Below are 17762 nucleotides of genomic sequence, written 5' to 3' on the forward strand. Positions count from 1 at the left end.
CGCGCCACCTGGCCGGATGGCTAGTCTCGAGCGGCCTTCTTGAGTTTCGTGCCCGCGCGCGTAGCCGGACGGAAAATCTTGACCGTGCGAATCGCCTGGTCGTCGCTTCGCAGCACTTCGAGTTTCACCTCGCCGATGCGAACACATACGTCGCCTTCGGGAATCTCTTCGAGCATTTCGAGGATCAGGCCGTTGAGCGTTTTCGGTCCGTCGGTGGGCAGCGCGAGTTGCAGCCAGCGGTTCAGTTCCCGCAGCGGCATGCCGCCAGTGACGATGCATTCGCCGTTGTCGTCCCATCCGCCGCGCGAGCTGGCGCTGCGCGGAATGGAGGTCGTGAATTCGCCGATCAGTTCTTCGATGATGTCTTCGGGCGTCACGAGGCCCTCGAGCTCGCCGTATTCGTTGACGACAAGCGCCGTGCGCTGGCGACTCTCCTGAAAATACTGAAGCTGCTGGAACACCGGCGTGCCGGTCGGCACGAAGTACGGTTCCGCGAGCAGTTCGCGCAGCGTCTCGCGCTCCAGTTCCTGATTGTGGAGCGCGGAGAGCGTTTTTCTGACGTGCAGCACGCCAAGCACCCGGTCGATATCGCCTTGATAGACGATCAGCTTGTTGTGGTAGCAGGTTTCGAGCTGATGCAGGATCTGGTCGAACGGTGCGTCGAAGTCGAGCGCCTCGATCCGGCGACGCGGAATCATCACGTCGTCGACGGAAATGTTTTCGAGGTCGAACAGGTTGAGCAGGATGCTGCGGTGCTTGGTCGGCATGAAACTGCCGGATTCGAGCACGATGGTACGCAGTTCCTCCGTGGACAGACGCTGGTCGCGCCCGCCTTTGGTATTGATGTGCAACAGGCTCAGGATGCCGTTCGCAAAGAGATTGACGAACCACACCAGCGGCCGCGCGACGCGCATCATCGGCGCGATCAGCAGGCTTGCGGGCAGCGCGATTTTTTCCGGAAACGTCGCGCCGACAATCTTCGGCGTGATTTCTGCGAACACGATGATCAGAAACGCGACGATGCCGGTTGCAACCGACAGCACCACGTTGTCATGCCCGAACGTGTGCAGCGCGATGGACGTCGTCAATACGGGAATGATCGTGTTCAGCAGGTTGTTGCCGATCAGGATCACGCTCAGCAACTGGTCCGTATGCGTGAGCAGCATCTGCGTGGTTTTCGCGCCGAGCGTGCCCTGTGTGGCGAGATGCTTCAGGCGGTGCCGGTTCAGCGCCATCATCGCCGTTTCGGAAATGGAAAAGAAACTGGAGCAGATGAGCAGTACAAAGATGGCGCTGATTTGCGCCCATAAGGGAATTTGGTCCACGCGTCGTGAAGTCGAGGAAAAAGGGGATGAAGGGAAATATAGCAGAGGGTGTCGCCGGTGCCCGCCTGGCCGGACGGCGTAGGACCCCGCGCATCGAGGCAGGGAACCTCTGCGGGCGAAAAAAAACCGCGCATTTGCGCGGTTTTTTCAGATTCTGGTCGGGGTGAGAGGATTCGAACCTCCGGCCTCTACGTCCCGAACGTAGCGCTCTACCAGGCTAAGCTACACCCCGAATTGGTCTTACTTGGACTGCTACTGCTTTTCAGTCTCGTTCAAGACTGTCTTGCCGTCGAGTAAGAACATAATTCTAGCAGGCTTTCTTTGTAAATGGAATCTGGAAACGAAGAAATTGCGGCGGCGGCGGCCTGCGCCTCCTGCTTCGCGCACTCGAGCGTGTGGTCCAGGGCGCCTGAGCGCGTGATCGCCTCGAAAATGGTTTCGAAGCGATCGGTGCCGCCCTGCTCAATGGCTTCGCGAGCAAGCGCCGACTGTTCGGGCGTTCCGCGTTCGATCAGATAAATGAGCGGCAGCGTCGGCTTGCCCTCGCGCAGGTCGTCGCCGGCGTTCTTGCCCATCGATTCGGCGGTGCCGGTGTAGTCGAGCCAGTCGTCCATGATCTGGAATGACGTGCCGATACGCCGGCCGAATTCCGCCGCTGCGGATTCGATCGTCGCATCCGCGCCAGCGAGCACGGCGCCCAGCTGTGCGGCTGCCTCGAAGAGCTTCGCCGTTTTGTAGCGGATCACCTGCATGTAGCGGGCTTCGTCGACGTCGGCGTCGTGCATGTTCAGAAGCTGCAGCACCTCGCCTTCGGAGATGATGTTCGTCGCCTCGGACAGGATTTCCATCACGCGCATCTTGCCGACGCCCACCATCATCTGGAACGAGCGCGAGTACAGGAAATCGCCGACCAGCACGCTCGCCGCGTTGCCGAACAGCGCATTCGCGGTCTGCCGGCCGCGGCGCAAATCCGATTCGTCGACCACGTCGTCATGCAGCAGGGTGGCCGTATGGATGAACTCCACGACCGCCGCCAGTTCGTGCCGGTGCCCCGTGGTTTCGCCCAGCGCGCCGGCCACGAGCAGCAGCAGCGCCGGACGCAGGCGCTTCCCGCCGGCACTGATGATGTACTCGGAGATCTGGTTGATCAGCATCACCTCCGACGCCAGACGATGCCGGATAACGCGATTCACCTGCTGCATGTCTTCGGCGATCGGAGCGAGGAGGCTGGCGGCGTTGGGGGAGGGGGTGGCAGTCGACGACATGATGGCGAAATGGGGTAGTGCCGCGAATTATAAGGCGAATCGCGGCCATTCCGCGCCGCAGCCTGCGAGATCGCTGCAGGAATGGCCATCTGGCCAAGGCCCGGCGGCCTTCCCGCGGGATGTCAGCTGCTTTTGACCGCGCAGCTAACTCTATGTATAATCACGGGTTTCCGCGCGTGGTGCGTGGGGAAAATGAATACAGAGTGAGGTTCTCAATGTACGCGGTCATAAAAACCGGCGGCAAGCAGTATAAGGTTGCTGTCGGCGAAAAACTTAAAGTAGAACAGATACCGGCAGACATTGACGCTGAAATCACGCTCGACCAGGTTCTCGCAGTGGGCGAAGGCGAATCGATTAAGTTCGGTACGCCGCTGGTCAGTGGGGCTTCCGTCAAGGCTACCGTCGTATCCCAAGGTCGTCACGCAAAAGTGACCATCTTCAAGATGCGTCGCCGGAAGCACTACCAGAAGCATGGCGGCCACCGCCAGAACTACACCGAACTGCGCATCGACGCGATCAACGCGTAAGCGCACCGGTCAAGGAGCTAACAAATGGCACACAAAAAGGCAGGCGGATCGTCCCGGAACGGCCGCGACTCCGAGTCGAAACGACTTGGCGTGAAAGTGTACGGCGGTCAGGCCATCAACGCTGGCGGCATCATCGTGCGTCAGCGCGGCACGCGTATGCACCCGGGTGAAAACGTCGGCATCGGCAAGGATCACACCCTGTTCGCGCTGACGGACGGCCACGTCAAGTTCACGACGAAAGGCGCCGACAAGAAGCATCTGGTCAACGTAGTCCCGGCAGCAGCCTGAGTTTATTCAGGCACGGGCTTCAGGACCGGAACAAAGGCCCCGCGAAGTTGGCGGGGCTTTTTTTATTGCCGCGGCGCGTGACGGTTGGCCATCCGGACGATTGGTCAACGCGCGACAGTCGCGGCAAAATGGCATTAAACACGGGACGGAGTGACTCATGAAGTTCATTGACGAAGCGAGGATTGAAGTCATCGCCGGCGACGGAGGGGATGGCAGCGCGTCGATGCGCCGCGAGAAGTTTGTCCCTTTCGGTGGCCCGGACGGTGGCGACGGTGGCCGCGGCGGTAGCGTGTATGCGGTTGCGGATCGCAACATCAACACGCTGATCGACTACCGGTATGCCAAGAAGCACCAGGCGCGCAACGGCGAAAACGGCCGTGGCTCGGACTGCTACGGCAAGGGCGGCGACGATATCACGTTGCGCATGCCGGTCGGCACGACGATCCTCGATATGGAAACGGGCGAGCTGATCGCTGACCTCACCGAACACAACCAGTCGGTTCAGATCGCAGCCGGCGGTTCCGGCGGGCTGGGCAACCTCCACTTCAAGTCGAGCACGAACCGCGCGCCGCGCCAGAAGACGGACGGCAAGCCGGGCGAGCGCCGCATGGTGCGTCTGGAACTGAAGGTGCTGGCGGACGTCGGTCTGCTCGGCATGCCGAACGCCGGCAAGTCGACGTTTATCTCGTCGGTGTCGAATGCGAAGCCGAAGATCGCCGACTATCCGTTCACGACGCTGGCACCGAATCTGGGTGTCGTGCGCGTCGGGCCAAGCCGCAGCTTTGTCATTGCCGATATTCCCGGTTTGATCGAAGGCGCGGCGGAAGGCGCGGGCCTCGGCCATCAGTTCCTGCGACATCTGCAACGCACCGGGCTGTTGCTGCATATCGTCGATCTCGCGCCGTTTGACGACGCGGTCGATCCCGTCGTCGAGGCGCGGGCGATCGTCAACGAACTCCGCAAATACGACGAGTCGCTCTACGACAAGCCGCGCTGGCTCGTGCTGAACAAGCTCGACATGGTGCCGGACGAAGAGCGCGCGGAGCGGGTCGCCGATTTCCTGAAGCGCTACGAATGGAGTGGTCCGGTCTACGAAATTTCGGCGCTCACGGGTCAGGGTTGCGAGAGCCTGATTTACGCCATCTACGACCACATCGCGGCGCACTCCGACGCCCAGCGCGCGGCTGAGGCCGAAGATCTGGCCGCCGATGTCCGTTTCCGCGAAAAGCCAGAAGGTGAAGCCGGCGCCGAAGCCGTCCAGCCGCAGGAATAACCGCCCGTCGCTTCAAGGCCCGCACGCTCCGTGAAATCGGGCGTGCAGGCAGGCATCACACGTATTCTCTTGGGAGCCGCGCACAATGCGTTCCGTCATCGCCGATTCCAGGCGCCTGGTAGTGAAAGTCGGTTCGAGTCTCGTTACAAATGACGGGCGCGGGCTCGATCATGCGGCGATCGGTCGCTGGGCGGCCCAGATCGCAGCGTTGCGGGAGCAGAGCAAGGAAGTCGTCCTCGTCAGTTCAGGCGCGATCGCCGAGGGTATGCAGCGGCTCGGCTGGACAAAGCGCCCGCGCGAGATCGATGAATTGCAGGCGGCTGCGGCTGTCGGTCAAATGGGGCTCGCGCAGGTGTACGAAAGCCGCTTTGCAGAGCACGCAATCCGCACCGCGCAGATTCTGCTCACGCACGCCGATCTGGCCGATCGCGAACGCTATCTGAACGCGCGCTCGACGTTGCTCACGCTCCTGCGGCTCGGCGTCGTGCCGATCATCAACGAGAACGACACGGTCATCACCGACGAAATCAAGTTCGGCGATAACGACACGCTAGGCGCGCTGGTCGCGAACCTCATCGAAGGTGATGCGCTGGTGATCCTGACCGACCAGCAGGGCCTTTACACGGCGGATCCGCGTAAGGATCCGGCAGCAAAGCTCGTCGAGCAGGCCGACGCCGGTGCGCCGGAACTCGAGGCCATGGCGGGCGGCGCGGGTTCGAATATTGGCCGCGGCGGCATGCTGACCAAGATTCTCGCCGCGAAGCGCGCGGCGCACAGCGGCGCGAACACGATCATCGCGAGCGGACGCGAACCGGACGTCCTCGTGCGGCTCGCTTCGGGCGAGGCGATCGGCACGCAGTTGATCGCGCGCACCGCGCGAATCGCCGCGCGCAAACAGTGGATGGCGGACCATTTGCAGGTCCGCGGTCACGTCGTCATCGATGATGGCGCGGTCCAGAAACTGACCGCGGATGGCAAGAGTCTTTTGCCGATTGGCGTCGTCGGCGTGCAGGGTGTGTTTGCGCGCGGCGAGGTCATCGCGTGTCTGAGCGCCGCAGGGCGTGAGGTGGCGCGCGGCCTGACCAACTACAGCAGCACGGAAGCAAAGCTGATCCAGCGACGCGCCAGCACCGATATTGAATCGGTGCTCGGGTACATGCTCGAACCGGAGTTGATCCACCGGGACAACCTGGTGCTGGTTTAACAGCTTGTCCTGCGGGCGCCGAAACGCGCCTGATTACGAACAGGCCCGGCGTGTCGGGTTATTTCCGGTGCTCACACGTGAGCGCGAGCCAGAGCGGTTTGTCCGCCGATGTTATCTATGCTGCCCATGCAAAAAAATCCGCTCCCCTGAAAAGGAAGCGGATTTTTTTCGTTCATCTCCGGCTCACTCGTTGCCGACACACGCAGCGATGCCAGTCAACCCGGCATTTAACTGCCGGCGCACGGTCCGCAACCATCGACCATCACAGCGCGGCGCTAATTGACACCTACCGGATCAGCACGCTCTGCGTCCGGTGAAACTGAACGTTTTCCACGATCCGTTTCGCGTTAGCGATCGGAATCTTGTTCGCGCAAAAGTAATCCTGATAGAGCGCCGCGTGATAGGCATTCAGTTCGCCGTTCTCGATACGCGAAAACGCGTTGGCAACGGTGCGGTCCCAGCCATTGTGGTCGGCGTCGAGGCCCGCATACAGACGCCATTCATACGTGTCGCAGCGAATGCCTTCGTAGTTCACGTTACGCGCGCCGGTCGGAGTCGTGATCACGACGGTATATCGCACGACGCCGTCGGAGCCCACGCTCACCGACTTCGAGTCCAGAAAAAAATGCAGCGGCGTATTCTGCGAAACGTCGAACGGCAGCAGGTTGGCTTGTTGCGGCAGCGGCGGCAATTCGTCGACCTTGTTTTCAACCCAGTTGGTCGGCTTGTCGAGCAGATACACGAATGTGCTGTCGTCCTTGTTGGAAGGCGTGCTCGAGCAGCCAGCCAGCAAGGCACCCGTGGCGAGGCACGCCACGGCGAAAACAGAAGCTTTCAATATTATTTCCTCGAAACGCCGGCGCGGCCATGGAAATGCCGCGCCAGCAGATGCGGCGAGAACCGCCGCACAGGGTTCAATCGCGCACGAACGTCGACGAACGGCTAACGGAGGTTTCGACATCCCCGCAATCCGTTTCGATCGTCGTGCGAATCGACGTCTCGACCGTCACCAGCGAGCCTGACGATTCCATCGATGCGCTCTCCGCCGCCATCGTGCTCACCACCCGGGGATAACGCGGCCCGTGATGCCCGGCCGGTTTCTCTCCGCGCGGCGCCGTACGACGCAGAAAACGCGACAGCTCCGTCAACGCCAACTGATACACATCCCGCTTGAACTCGATCACACAGTCAAGAGGCACCCAGTACTCGTTCCAGCGCCAGGCATCGAACTCCGGATGGTCGCAGGCGCGCAGGCAAATATCGCAATCGCGCCCCACCATCCGAAGCAGAAACCAGATCTGCTTCTGGCCGCGGTAATGACCGCGGACTTCACGCTTGATGAACTTGTCCGGCACCTCGTAACGCAACCAGTCGCGCGTGCGGCCGATAATCTTGACGTGTTCCGGATGCAGGCCGGTTTCTTCGTGTAACTCCCGATACATCGCTTGCACGGGGGTTTCACCATACTTGATGCCCCCTTGCGGAAACTGCCAGGAATGTTCACGGAGCCGCTTGCCCCAAAACACCTCGTTGTGCGCGTTCAAGAGGATGATGCCGACGTTCGGGCGAAAGCCTTCACGATCCAGCATACAACCACCTTCGAATCCTTTAAAATTGCTTTGATTATAAACAGATAACGGACCTGACGCACCGGATCGCACCAGAATGGAACGATTCGCCGCAACAGGGCGTCGTCGAGGTAGTCTTCCGGATCAGACCCTGTGGTTCGGCCCGGCCCGAACAGGCCAGACCGCCGCGCAAGCCGCCGTCGCGCCGGCTGACAGTCGCAATGAAGGTCGCAAGGGTCCGCGAATCCCCCGTTTTATCTTTTTGGACGGCTCAGATTGTGCCGCCGCTTTTGGAAAATTCTGAATGAAAGCCTCCCGTTTCTTTATCGGCACCTTGAAGGAAGCTCCCTCTGACGCAGAAATCGTCAGCCACAAGCTGATGGTGCGCGCCGGCATGATCCGTCGCGTCGCTGGCGGCATTTACAACTACCTGCCGATCGGTCTGCGTTCGATCCGCAAGGTGGAATCGATCGTGCGCGAGGAAATGAACCGGGCGGGCGCCATCGAGCTGCTGATGCCGGCCGTGCAGCCGGCCGAACTGTGGCAGGAATCGGGCCGCTGGGAAAAATATGGCCCGGAACTGCTGCGCTTCAAGGATCGCAAGCAGACCGATTTCGTGATGGGCCCGACGCACGAGGAAGTCGTCACCGACATCGCGCGTAACCAGATCAAGAGCTACCGCCAGTTGCCGGTCAACTTCTATCAGGTCCAGACGAAGTTCCGCGATGAAATCCGTCCGCGCTTCGGCGTGATGCGCGGCCGCGAATTCATCATGAAGGACGCGTACTCGTTCGACAAGGACATGGACGGTCTGCGCGAGTCGTATCGCAAGATGTACGACGCTTACGTGCGCATTTTCACGCGCCTCGGTCTCGAATTCCGCGCGGTCGCGGCGGACAACGGCTCGATCGGCGGCAGCGGTTCGCACGAATTCCACGTGATCGCCGAGACCGGCGAGGACGCGATCGCCTATTGCCCGACGTCGGATTTTGCCGCGAACGTCGAAGCGGCCGATGCGCTGCCGCTGATCGCGCAACGCGCCGCGCCCGCCGAGACCATGACGAAGACGCCGACGCCCGGCAAGGCGAAGTGCGAGTCGGTCGCGGCGTTCCTCGATATTCCGCTGCAACGCACGATCAAGTCGATCATCCTCGCGACCGAAAACGAAGGCGCTGAGCCGACGCTGTGGCTCCTCATGCTGCGCGGCGACCACGAGATGAACGAGATCAAGGTCAACAAGATTCCAGGTCTCGGGGACTTCCGTTTCGCGACGGAAGCGGAGATCGTCGAATGGTTCGGCACGCCGCCGGGCTACCTCGGCCCGATCGGCACGAAGAAGCCGGTCAAGGTGATCGCGGACAGGACGGTCGCGAACATGAGCGATTTCGTCGTCGGTTCGAACGAAGTCGATTTCCACACGACGGGCGTCAACTGGGGCCGCGATCTGCCGGAGCCGGTCGTCGCCGATATCCGCAACGTGCAGAAGGGCGATCCTTCGCCGGACGGCAAGGGTGTGCTCGACATCTGCCGCGGCATCGAAGTCGGCCACGTGTTCCAGCTGGGCAAGAAGTATTCGGAAGCGATGAACGCGACGTTCCTCGACGAAAACGGCAAGCCGCAGAACATGGAAATGGGCTGCTACGGCATTGGTGTCACGCGTATTCTCGGCGCCGCGATCGAACAGAATTTCGACGACAAGGGCATCATCTGGCCGGAATCGATTGCGCCGTTCGAAGTTGTGCTGTGTCCGATGGGTTACGACCGCAGCGACGCCGTGCGTGAGCACGCCGACCGTCTGTATGCGGAGCTGGTCGCGGCGGGCGTCGACGTGATTCTCGACGATCGCGGCGAGCGTCCGGGCGTGATGTTCGCCGACTGGGAGCTGATCGGCGTGCCGCACCGGCTCGTGATCGGCGATCGCGGCCTGAAGGAAGGCAAGGTCGAATATCAGGGCCGTCGCGACACGGAAGCGACGCTGCTGCCGGCCGAAAGCGCCGCAGCCACCGTGACGGAGAAGATTCGCACGGCGCTCGGCGGCTAACCGGGGCGGACGGTGGAGTACAACTTCCTGTCCGCGACGGTTCTGCTGATCCTGATCACGGACCCGCTCGGCAACATTCCGCTGTTCATCGGTTGCCTGCGGGGCGTGTCGCCGCATCGGCGGATCGCGGTCATCCTGCGTGAAGTCGCGATCGCGTTCGTGATCCTGCTGGTGTTCATGGTCGTCGGCGACCGCTTTTTGCGCATGATGAGTCTCACGGACCTGTCATTGCGGATCGGCGGCGGCATCGTGCTGTTCCTGATCGCGCTGCGGATGATCTTTCCGCATCCGGACGGCCCGTTCGGCGGCGATGTGCGCGGCGGCGAACCGCTGATCGTGCCGCTCGCGATTCCCGCGCTGGCCGGTCCGTCAGCGCTCGCGACGGTGATGCTGCTGACGTCGCAGGCACCCGGCAAGACGGTCGAGTGGATCGGCGCGCTGACGGTCACGATGATCGTGTGCGCGATCGTGCTGGTGCTGGCCGAGCGCATCCAGGCCTGGCTCGGCGAGCGCACCGTGATGGCGTTCGAGCGGCTGATGGGGCTCGTGCTGGTCGCGATTTCGGTGGAGATGATACTTGGGGGCATCCGCGCGTTCGTGCATCAGCTTTGACGCCGGCAGCAACCGGTACAGGCGAAAAAAAGCGGCCCGCAGGCCGCTTTTTTCATTGAAACGTTGAAACGCAGATGCCCAGGAAGGACGGGACTCAGGCGTCTTCGGTCAACGCCCGGATGGTGGGCAGGTTGCGCCAGTAACCTTTCGCGTCCATGCCGCAGCCGAACACATAGCGGTCCGGCACTTCGAAGCCGCAGAAGTCCGGGTGCAGCGGCTTCGCCTTCGGGATGATCTTTTCGCACAGCACCGCGCTCATGAAGCGCTTTGCGCCCATCGCGAGAATGCGGTCGCGGATCGCGGCCATCGTCTCGCCTTCGTCGAGGATGTCGTCGAGCACGAGCACGACACGGTCCTTGACCGACTCCGCCGGCGCCACGCGCCATTGCATCTCGCTGCCGCCTTTGGTCGTGTTGCGATAGCGGGTGAGGTGGATGTAGTCGAACTCGAGCGGGAAGTCGAGGTGCGGCAGCAGCATGCCGGTGAACACCGCGGCGCCGCCCATCACCGAAAGGACGAGCGGGAAGGCCTCGCTCATTTCGGCGCGGATGGCGCTCGCCATGCCGCTGATCGACGCGTTGACGTCGCGGGCCGAAACGATTTCTTCGGAGTGGCTGAAAATGTGGAGCGCTTCTTCGCGGTTCATGACGTCTGGCGAGCGGTGACTGTATACATAGTGTGAGAGAGAACGCCGGCGGCTGCAATCACGCAATCAGGGCGATCAGCGCATGCCCGGCATCATGCCTTTCATGCCGCGCATCATCTTCTGCAGGTTGCCGCCCTTCAGCTTCTTCATCATCGTGCGCATCTGGTCGTACTGGTTCAGCATGCGGTTGACTTCCTGCACCTGCACACCCGCGCCCGCCGCGATGCGGCGCTTGCGCGTCGCCTTGATCAGCTCGGGCTTCGCGCGCTCTTTCGGCGTCATCGAGTTGATGATGCCTTCCATGCGACGCATCTGCTTTTCCGCCTGACCCATGTCGGCGCCGGACGCCGCCTGCTGGAACTGCGCGGGCAGCTTGTCCATGAGCGTGGAGAGGCCGCCCATGCTCTTCATCTGCGAAAGCTGCGCGCGGAAATCGTTGAGATCGAAGTCGCCGCCTTTCTTGACCTTGTCGGCGAGCTTCTGCGCCGCCTGAACGTCGACGCCGCGTTGCGCCTCCTCGACGAGCGCGAGAATGTCGCCCATGCCGAGAATCCGGTTCGCCATGCGATCCGGATAGAAGATTTCGAGGCCGTCGAGCTTTTCGGCGACGCCGACGAACTTGATCGGCTTGCCCGTCACGTGACGCACCGACAGCGCCGCACCGCCGCGCGAGTCGCCGTCGAGCTTCGTGAGCACGACGCCGGTGAGCGGCAGCGCGTCGTTGAACGCCTTCGCGGTGTTCACGGCATCCTGGCCGAGCATCGCGTCGACGACGAAGAGCGTTTCAGCCGGTTTGAGCGTGGTATGCAGCGCGGTGATTTCCTGCATCATCGCTTCGTCGATACCGAGACGGCCGGCCGTGTCGACGATCAGCACGTCGTGATAGTGGCGTTTCGCCCAGTCGACGGCGGCGCGCGCGATGTCGACCGGTTTCTGGTCCGGTTCCGACGGGAAGAAATCCGCGCCGACCTGTTCCGTCACCGTCTTCAGCTGCGCGATGGCGGCGGGGCGGTAGACGTCGCAGGAAACGGTGAGGACCTTCTTCTTGTATTTCTCGCGCAGTAGTCTGGCGAGCTTGCCGACGGTGGTCGTCTTGCCCGCGCCCTGCAGGCCGGCCATCAGGATGACGGCGGGCGGCGTGACGGCGAGATTGAGCTCGACCGCCTTGCCTTCGTAGTCGCCGCCGATGATCGCGGTGAGTTCGCGCTGCACCACGCCGACGAGCGCCTGACCCGGCGACAGGCTGCTGATCACCTCTTCGCCGAGCGCCTTTTCCTTCACCTTCGCGATGAAGTCGCGCACGACGGGCAGCGCCACGTCGGCCTCCAGCAGCGCGAGACGGACTTCGCGCAGCATGTCCTGGGTGTTCGCCTCGGTGAGGCGGGCTTCGCCGCGCAGCGTCTTGACGACGCGCGCCATCCGTTGGGTCAGATTGTCGAGCATGGGGAGCGATGGGCAGTGCGGCCGTTGCGTTGCTAGGCAAGGGCCTGGTGTAAACTTCGGATATGGATATTGTACTGTATGCCCTCACTGCGCTCCTGTACGGCGGTCTCGCCGTCGCGGGCTGGCGTTCGCACCGGCACACCGCGCCGCGCCCGGTGCTGGAGAGCGTGCCGTCGATCCCGGTTCCGGCGAAGGTCGCGGCGGCGTCGGGCATGAGTCCGTCGGGCCGCGCGCTGCTCTTCGTCGCGCTGATCGCCCACGGCGTGCTGCTGCACACGACGATTTTTCCGCAGGACGCGATGGTGTTCGGGTTCGCGTTCGCGCTCTCTGCGATGTTCTGGCTCGGCGCGGGCATTTACTGGATTGAAAGCCTCTTCTTTCCGCTCGACGGCCTGCGCCTGCTGGTGCTGCCGCTCGCGTGCGTCGCGTCGCTGCTGCCGCTCGCGTTCAACGGCGTGCGCGTGCTGCCGTATTCGGCGGCGCCGCTTTTCAAGCTGCACTTCCTGATCGCCAACGTCGCGTATGGGCTCTTCGCGATCGCGGCGCTGCACGCTGTGCTGATGTTGCTGGTCGAGCGTCGTCTGCACGCGATGCGCGGCGGCGAGCTGCAGCGCCAGAACACGGCTGCCGGCAACGGCTGGCTGTCGAGCTGGCTCGATACACTGCCGCCGCTGCTCACGCTTGAAAAACTGCTGTTCCGCCTGATCGGCGCGGGCTTCGTGCTGCTGACGCTCACGCTGATCTCCGGCATTCTCTTTAGCGAACAGCTCGTGGACCGGCCGTTGAGGCTCGATCACAAGACCGTGTTCGCGATCCTTTCGTGGGTGATGTTCGGCGCGCTGCTCACGGCCCGCCGGGTGTCCGGCTGGCGCGGCCGTGCGGCATTGCGCTGGGTGCTGGCTTCGTTCGCGGCGTTGATGCTCGCGTATGTCGGCAGCCGTTTCGTTTTCGAGGTGCTGTTGCACCGCCCCGTGGTCTGAGCGTCATCATGCGACAAATTTTTCTGCTGATTCTCCTGTTCATCGTCGGCAACTGGCTCGTCAAGGCCGTGCGCCGCGCCGAGTCCAAAGCGTCCGCACGCACCGGTCCGGCGTCGTCGGGGCCGGCCGCCGGTGGCGCGCAGCGCGCGTCCGAAGCACCGCAACTCGCCGAGCCGATGATCCGCTGCGCCGAGTGCGGCGTACACGCGCCGAAGAGCGATTCGGTGGTCGTCGCCGGCCAGCCGTTCTGCAGCGCCGAGCACGCGCATCGCCACGCCGCGCGCCCGGCCGGGCGCGACGCCCGATGAGCGTCGACTTCGCCGTCGATGCAGACGGCTGGGTTCCCGCCGCGCGCAAACTGCCATCGCCCAATTTCGAGGCGCGCCCAGAAGGCGCGCGGCCGACGCTCGTCGTCGTCCACAACATCAGCCTGCCGCCCGGCGAATTCGGCGGCACGGCGATCACCGAACTCTTCCAGAACCGCCTCGACTGCGACGCGCATCCTTATTACGACGCGCATCTGCGCGGCGTGAAGGTGTCGGCGCATTTCGTGATCCGCCGCGACGGCGCGCTCGAGCAATATGTATCGTGCGACGCGCGCGCATGGCACGCGGGCGTGTCGAACTTCTTCGGCCGTGAGCGCTGCAACGACTTCTCGATCGGCATCGAACTGGAAGGCAGCGACGCCACCGCGTTCGAACCGGCGCAATACGAGACGCTCGCCGCGCTCGTGAAAGCGCTCGCCGCGCACTATCCGGTCGAGGCGCTCGCGGGTCACGCCGACATCGCGCCTGGCCGCAAGACCGATCCCGGTCCTTACTTCGCGTGGCAACGCCTTCAACACGACTGCGCATTGCCCGCTCAGTATTTCCCCTATCTCCCGCTCGCCGCCGCGTCATAAGTCCTCACGCGCGGCGACCTTCGATGCACCGCAAATCGTTGCAGCGCCTCGCTTTCCGCGCGGTCCCGCCCGGCCTGGCCATATGAAAAGTCAAGCGTTGAACGGCAAATAAAATAATTTGAGATGCCGGGAAGTTCCACTATACTTTGTGTAAGGAATCGGTTTCCGAACTAGATGTTGTGGTGATCTGGCGGCGCCCCGCTTTACGCGCAAGGCGCCGCATGCATTCCAGGCGTTGAAAAAGCATTCGACTGGTGTGGGCCGACGAGCGGCCACACCGGCAACTTCGGGGAAAGGGCACAGCCAGTGATCGCGACTCGCATGATGAAGACGATTGTCCAGTCCGCCGCGTTGCATCCGGTCAACAGACCTCGCCGGCCCACTCTCCGCACCTTTACGCTCGCGCCGGTTATACCCACGTCGCGGCGATCGTACTAATCCGCGGTTACCTCCGCACCATTCCAGATCAGGAGCTTTGCACATGCAAACGACCGACAACGTGACGACCCGGTATGAGGGCTCACCCACTGGCCAACCGTTCGGTGGACAGGCACAGGCAGGCCAGGCGCTCGCGCCGCAGGCCACCTTCGCCGACTACAAGGTGATCCGTCGTAACGGCAGCGTCGTGTCGTTCGAGCCTTCGAAGATCGCGATCGCGGTCACGAAGGCGTTCCTCGCCGTCAACGGTGGTCAGGGCGCGGCGTCGGCGCGTGTGCGCGAGCTGGTCGAGCAGCTCACGCAGAGCGTGGTGCGCGCGCTCCTGCGCAGCCGCCCGAACGGCGGCACGTTCCATATCGAGGACATCCAGGACCAGGTCGAACTCGCGCTGATGCGCGGCGGCGAGCACAACGTCGCGCGTGCCTACGTGCTGTATCGCGAGAAGCGCACACAGGAGCGCGGCCATGAGCCGGAAGCGGCGGCGGGCTCGTCGGGTCTGAACGTGGTCGACGGCGGCGTGTCGCGCCCGCTCGACATGGCCGCGCTGCGCGGCATCATCGAATCCGCCTGCGCGAACCTGGGCGACGCGGTGAGCGCGGAGCCGATCGTCGCGGAGACGGTGAAGAACCTGTATGACGGCGTGCCGATGAGCCAGGTTTACGACTCGGCCATCCTCGCCGCACGCACGATGATCGAGAAGGACCCGGCATACAGCCAGGTGACGGCCCGTATCCTGCTGCACACGATCCGCCGCGAGATCCTCGAAGAGGAAGTCACGCAGAGCGAAATGGCCGACCGTTACGCCGAGTACTTCCCGCTGTTCATCAAGCGCGGCGTGCAGGCTGAACTGCTCGACGACAAGCTGATGCAGTACGACCTGAAGCGCCTCGGCGCCGCGCTCGACAACAGCCGCGACCTGCAGTTCGGCTACCTCGGCCTGCAAACGCTGTACGACCGCTACTTCCTGCATCACGACGGCGTGCGTATCGAAATGCCCCAGGCATTCTTTATGCGTGTCGCGATGGGTCTCGCGCTGAACGAAGTCGACCGCGAAGCGCGTGCGATCGAGTTTTACACCGTGCTGTCGAGCTTCGACTTCATGTCGTCCACGCCTACCCTGTTCAACTCGGGCACGCGCCGCTCGCAGCTGTCGTCGTGCTATCTGACGACGGTCGACGACGACCTCGACGGCATCTACGAGGCGCTGAAGGAAAACGCGCTGCTCTCGAAGTTCGCCGGCGGTCTGGGCAACGACTGGACGCGCGTGCGTGCGCTCGGCTCGCACATCAAGGGCACCAACGGCAAGTCGCAGGGCGTCGTGCCGTTCCTGAAGGTGGTGAACGACACGGCCGTGGCCGTGAACCAGGGCGGCAAGCGCAAGGGCGCGGTGTGCGCGTACCTGGAATCGTGGCACCTGGACATCGAGGAATTCCTCGAGCTGCGCAAGAACACCGGTGACGACCGTCGCCGCACGCACGACATGAACACGGCGAACTGGATTCCCGACCTGTTCATGAAGCGCGTACACGAAGGCGGCGACTGGACGCTGTTCTCGCCGTCCACCTGCCCGGACCTGCACGACAAGTTCGGCGCGGAGTTCGAAGCGGCTTACATCGCGTACGAAGACAAGGTCGCGCGTGGCGAGATCAAGCTCTTCAAGAAGATCCCGGCCGCGCAACTGTGGCGCAAGATGCTTGGCATGCTGTTCGAAACCGGCCATCCGTGGATCACGTTCAAGGATCCGTGCAATATCCGTTCGCCGCAGCAGCACGTCGGCGTCGTGCATTCGTCGAATCTGTGTACGGAAATCACGCTGAACACCAGCGACACCGAAATCGCCGTCTGCAACCTCGGCTCGGTGAACCTCGTCGCCCATCTGAAAGAACAGGCTGACGGCACGCTGGCGCTCGACCACGACAAGCTCAAGCGTACGGTCAGCGTCGCGATGCGCATGCTCGACAACGTGATCGACATCAACTACTACGCGGTCGCCAAGGCGCGTAACTCGAACCTGAAGCACCGTCCGGTCGGCATGGGCATCATGGGCTTCCAGGACTGCCTGCACCTGCTGCGCACGCCGTACGCGTCGCAAGAGGCGGTTGCGTTCGCCGATACGTCGATGGAAGCGGTCTGCTACTACGCGTACTACGCGTCGACGGAACTGGCCGAAGAGCGCGGCCGCTACTCGAGCTACCGCGGCTCGCTGTGGGATCGCGGCATCCTCCCGCAGGACACGCTGAAGCTGCTCGCCGAAGCGCGTGGCGGGTATGTCGAAGTCGATTCGAGCGAATCGATGGACTGGACGGAGCTGCGTTCCCGCATTGCAACGTACGGCATGCGCAACTCGAACTGCGTCGCGATCGCGCCGACGGCGACGATCTCGAACATCATCGGCGTGTCGGCCTGTATCGAGCCGACGTTCCAGAACCTGTATGTGAAGTCGAACCTGTCGGGCGAATTCACGGTGGTCAACGACTACCTGGTGCGCGACCTGAAGGCGCGCGGCCTGTGGGACGAAGTGATGGTCGCCGACCTGAAGTACTTCGACGGCACGCTTTCGCGCATCGACCGCATCCCGGCCGACCTGCGCGCGATCTACGCCACGGCGTTCGAACTCGATCCGGTCTGGGTCGTCGAGGCGGCGTCGCGTCGCCAGAAGTGGATTGACCAGGCGCAGTCGCTGAACATCTACATGGGCGGCGCGTCGGGCAAGAAGCTCGACGAGGTCTACAAGCTCGCGTGGCTGCGCGGCCTGAAGACCACGTACTACCTCCGCACGATGGCGGCGACCCACGTCGAGAAGTCGACGGTGGCGCACGGCGCGCTGAACGCGGTGTCGTCGGGCGGCGGTGAGAGCTCGGGCGGCGCGGGTGGTGTCGGTGGCGGTGCGGCAGGTGGCTTCGGCGTGAGCGGTGGCGCTGCGTCGGGCGGCCTGCAGGCAGCGGCGGCTCATGCAGCCCCCGCGGCGATTGAAGTCGACGCCGCACCGGAAGCGGACGGCCCGGTGTGCATGATGCGTCCGGGCGATCCGGGCTTCGAAGAGTGCGAGGCCTGCCAGTAATCAGGCAGCGACGGCCGGCGCGAGCCGGTCGTGAAGCAGGGTGAGCGGTGGCGGATGCCGCTGCCGCTCACGAAAGATTCGATGTAGCGCAGCAGCGAGACAGCAGCAACCGTGCTTCGCGTCACGCACATTACGCGGCAGGCGCATCGCAACATCGTCGACGCTGATCGACGTCTGCGAGAAAACCCTG

General features: G+C 63.1%; 16 protein-coding genes and 1 tRNA gene. 10 read left to right on the forward strand and 7 right to left on the reverse strand.

The genetic code is table 11. The features are described from left to right. Positions 1–20: 20 nt before the first annotated feature. From BLV45_RS26025 to BLV45_RS26035, 3 genes are all read right to left on the reverse strand, one after another. Positions 21–1325, reverse strand: a complete 1305-nt coding sequence (locus BLV45_RS26025; protein ID WP_090538084.1) for an HlyC/CorC family transporter — start codon at positions 1323–1325, stop codon at positions 21–23. 155 nt (positions 1326–1480) lie between these two features. Then, positions 1481–1557: transfer RNA gene (locus BLV45_RS26030), tRNA-Pro, on the reverse strand. A gap of 40 nt (positions 1558–1597) precedes the next feature. After that, complete coding sequence (locus BLV45_RS26035; protein ID WP_090538086.1) at positions 1598–2590, reverse strand: polyprenyl synthetase family protein; 993 nt, start codon at positions 2588–2590, stop codon at positions 1598–1600. Between the two features lie 215 nt (positions 2591–2805). Between BLV45_RS26035 and rplU the strand changes: the two genes are divergently transcribed. The 4 genes from rplU (at position 2806) to proB (ending at position 5882) form a co-directional block, all read left to right on the forward strand. Beyond that, a complete protein-coding gene (rplU, locus tag BLV45_RS26040) occupies positions 2806–3117 on the forward strand; it encodes a 50S ribosomal protein L21 (protein ID WP_007180329.1) in 312 nt (103 codons plus the stop codon). Between the two features lie 24 nt (positions 3118–3141). Then, complete coding sequence (gene rpmA, locus BLV45_RS26045; protein ID WP_090538089.1) at positions 3142–3405, forward strand: 50S ribosomal protein L27; 264 nt, start codon at positions 3142–3144, stop codon at positions 3403–3405. Between the two features lie 157 nt (positions 3406–3562). Continuing rightward, on the forward strand, positions 3563–4678 hold the full coding sequence (gene cgtA, locus BLV45_RS26050) for an Obg family GTPase CgtA (protein WP_090538091.1): 1116 nt from the start codon (positions 3563–3565) through the stop codon (positions 4676–4678). 85 nt (positions 4679–4763) lie between these two features. Continuing rightward, complete coding sequence (proB, locus tag BLV45_RS26055; protein ID WP_090538093.1) at positions 4764–5882, forward strand: glutamate 5-kinase; 1119 nt, start codon at positions 4764–4766, stop codon at positions 5880–5882. Positions 5883–6168: 286 nt separating this feature from the next. On the opposite strand, the gene BLV45_RS26060 is transcribed toward proB, so the two are convergent. Next, positions 6169–6720 carry a CNP1-like family protein gene (locus tag BLV45_RS26060; RefSeq protein WP_176954252.1) on the reverse strand — a complete coding sequence of 184 codons (552 nt, stop codon included), beginning with the start codon at positions 6718–6720 and terminating at the stop codon, positions 6169–6171. Positions 6721–6796: 76 nt separating this feature from the next. After that, positions 6797–7471, reverse strand: coding sequence for an RNA pyrophosphohydrolase (locus tag BLV45_RS26065; protein WP_090538097.1), 675 nt, complete (start codon positions 7469–7471; stop codon positions 6797–6799). A gap of 283 nt (positions 7472–7754) precedes the next feature. Between BLV45_RS26065 and BLV45_RS26070 the strand changes: the two genes are divergently transcribed. Next, a complete protein-coding gene (locus BLV45_RS26070) occupies positions 7755–9491 on the forward strand; it encodes a proline--tRNA ligase (RefSeq protein ID WP_090538099.1) in 1737 nt (578 codons plus the stop codon). Positions 9492–9503: 12 nt separating this feature from the next. After that, positions 9504–10103, forward strand: a complete 600-nt coding sequence (locus tag BLV45_RS26075) for a MarC family protein (protein WP_090538101.1) — start codon at positions 9504–9506, stop codon at positions 10101–10103. Positions 10104–10197: 94 nt separating this feature from the next. Here the strand turns inward: BLV45_RS26075 and BLV45_RS26080 are convergent, their stop codons facing one another. Both BLV45_RS26080 and ffh read right to left on the reverse strand, forming a co-directional pair. Beyond that, complete coding sequence (locus tag BLV45_RS26080; RefSeq protein ID WP_090538103.1) at positions 10198–10749, reverse strand: hypoxanthine-guanine phosphoribosyltransferase; 552 nt, start codon at positions 10747–10749, stop codon at positions 10198–10200. A 75-nt stretch (positions 10750–10824) separates the two neighbouring features. Beyond that, complete coding sequence (gene ffh / locus BLV45_RS26085; protein WP_090538105.1) at positions 10825–12192, reverse strand: signal recognition particle protein; 1368 nt, start codon at positions 12190–12192, stop codon at positions 10825–10827. Positions 12193–12254: 62 nt separating this feature from the next. Between ffh and BLV45_RS26090 the strand changes: the two genes are divergently transcribed. The 4 genes from BLV45_RS26090 (at position 12255) to BLV45_RS26105 (ending at position 17572) form a co-directional block, all read left to right on the forward strand. After that, positions 12255–13172: a cytochrome C assembly family protein gene (locus BLV45_RS26090; RefSeq protein ID WP_090538107.1), complete on the forward strand. Its 918-nt coding sequence runs from the start codon at positions 12255–12257 to the stop codon at positions 13170–13172. Positions 13173–13180: 8 nt separating this feature from the next. Then, a complete protein-coding gene (locus BLV45_RS26095; protein ID WP_090538110.1) occupies positions 13181–13480 on the forward strand; it encodes a PP0621 family protein in 300 nt (99 codons plus the stop codon). After that, positions 13477–14073 (forward strand): 1,6-anhydro-N-acetylmuramyl-L-alanine amidase AmpD, encoded by a 597-nt coding sequence (gene ampD, locus BLV45_RS26100; protein WP_090538112.1) that lies wholly within the window; start codon positions 13477–13479, stop codon positions 14071–14073. The genes BLV45_RS26095 and ampD overlap by 4 nt, the downstream gene beginning before the upstream one ends. A gap of 481 nt (positions 14074–14554) precedes the next feature. Beyond that, positions 14555–17572 carry a ribonucleoside-diphosphate reductase subunit alpha gene (locus BLV45_RS26105; RefSeq protein WP_090538114.1) on the forward strand — a complete coding sequence of 1006 codons (3018 nt, stop codon included), beginning with the start codon at positions 14555–14557 and terminating at the stop codon, positions 17570–17572. Positions 17573–17762: the final 190 nt, after the last annotated feature.

The organism is Paraburkholderia sartisoli (assembly GCF_900107685.1).
GTDB lineage: Bacteria > Pseudomonadota > Gammaproteobacteria > Burkholderiales > Burkholderiaceae > Paraburkholderia > Paraburkholderia sartisoli.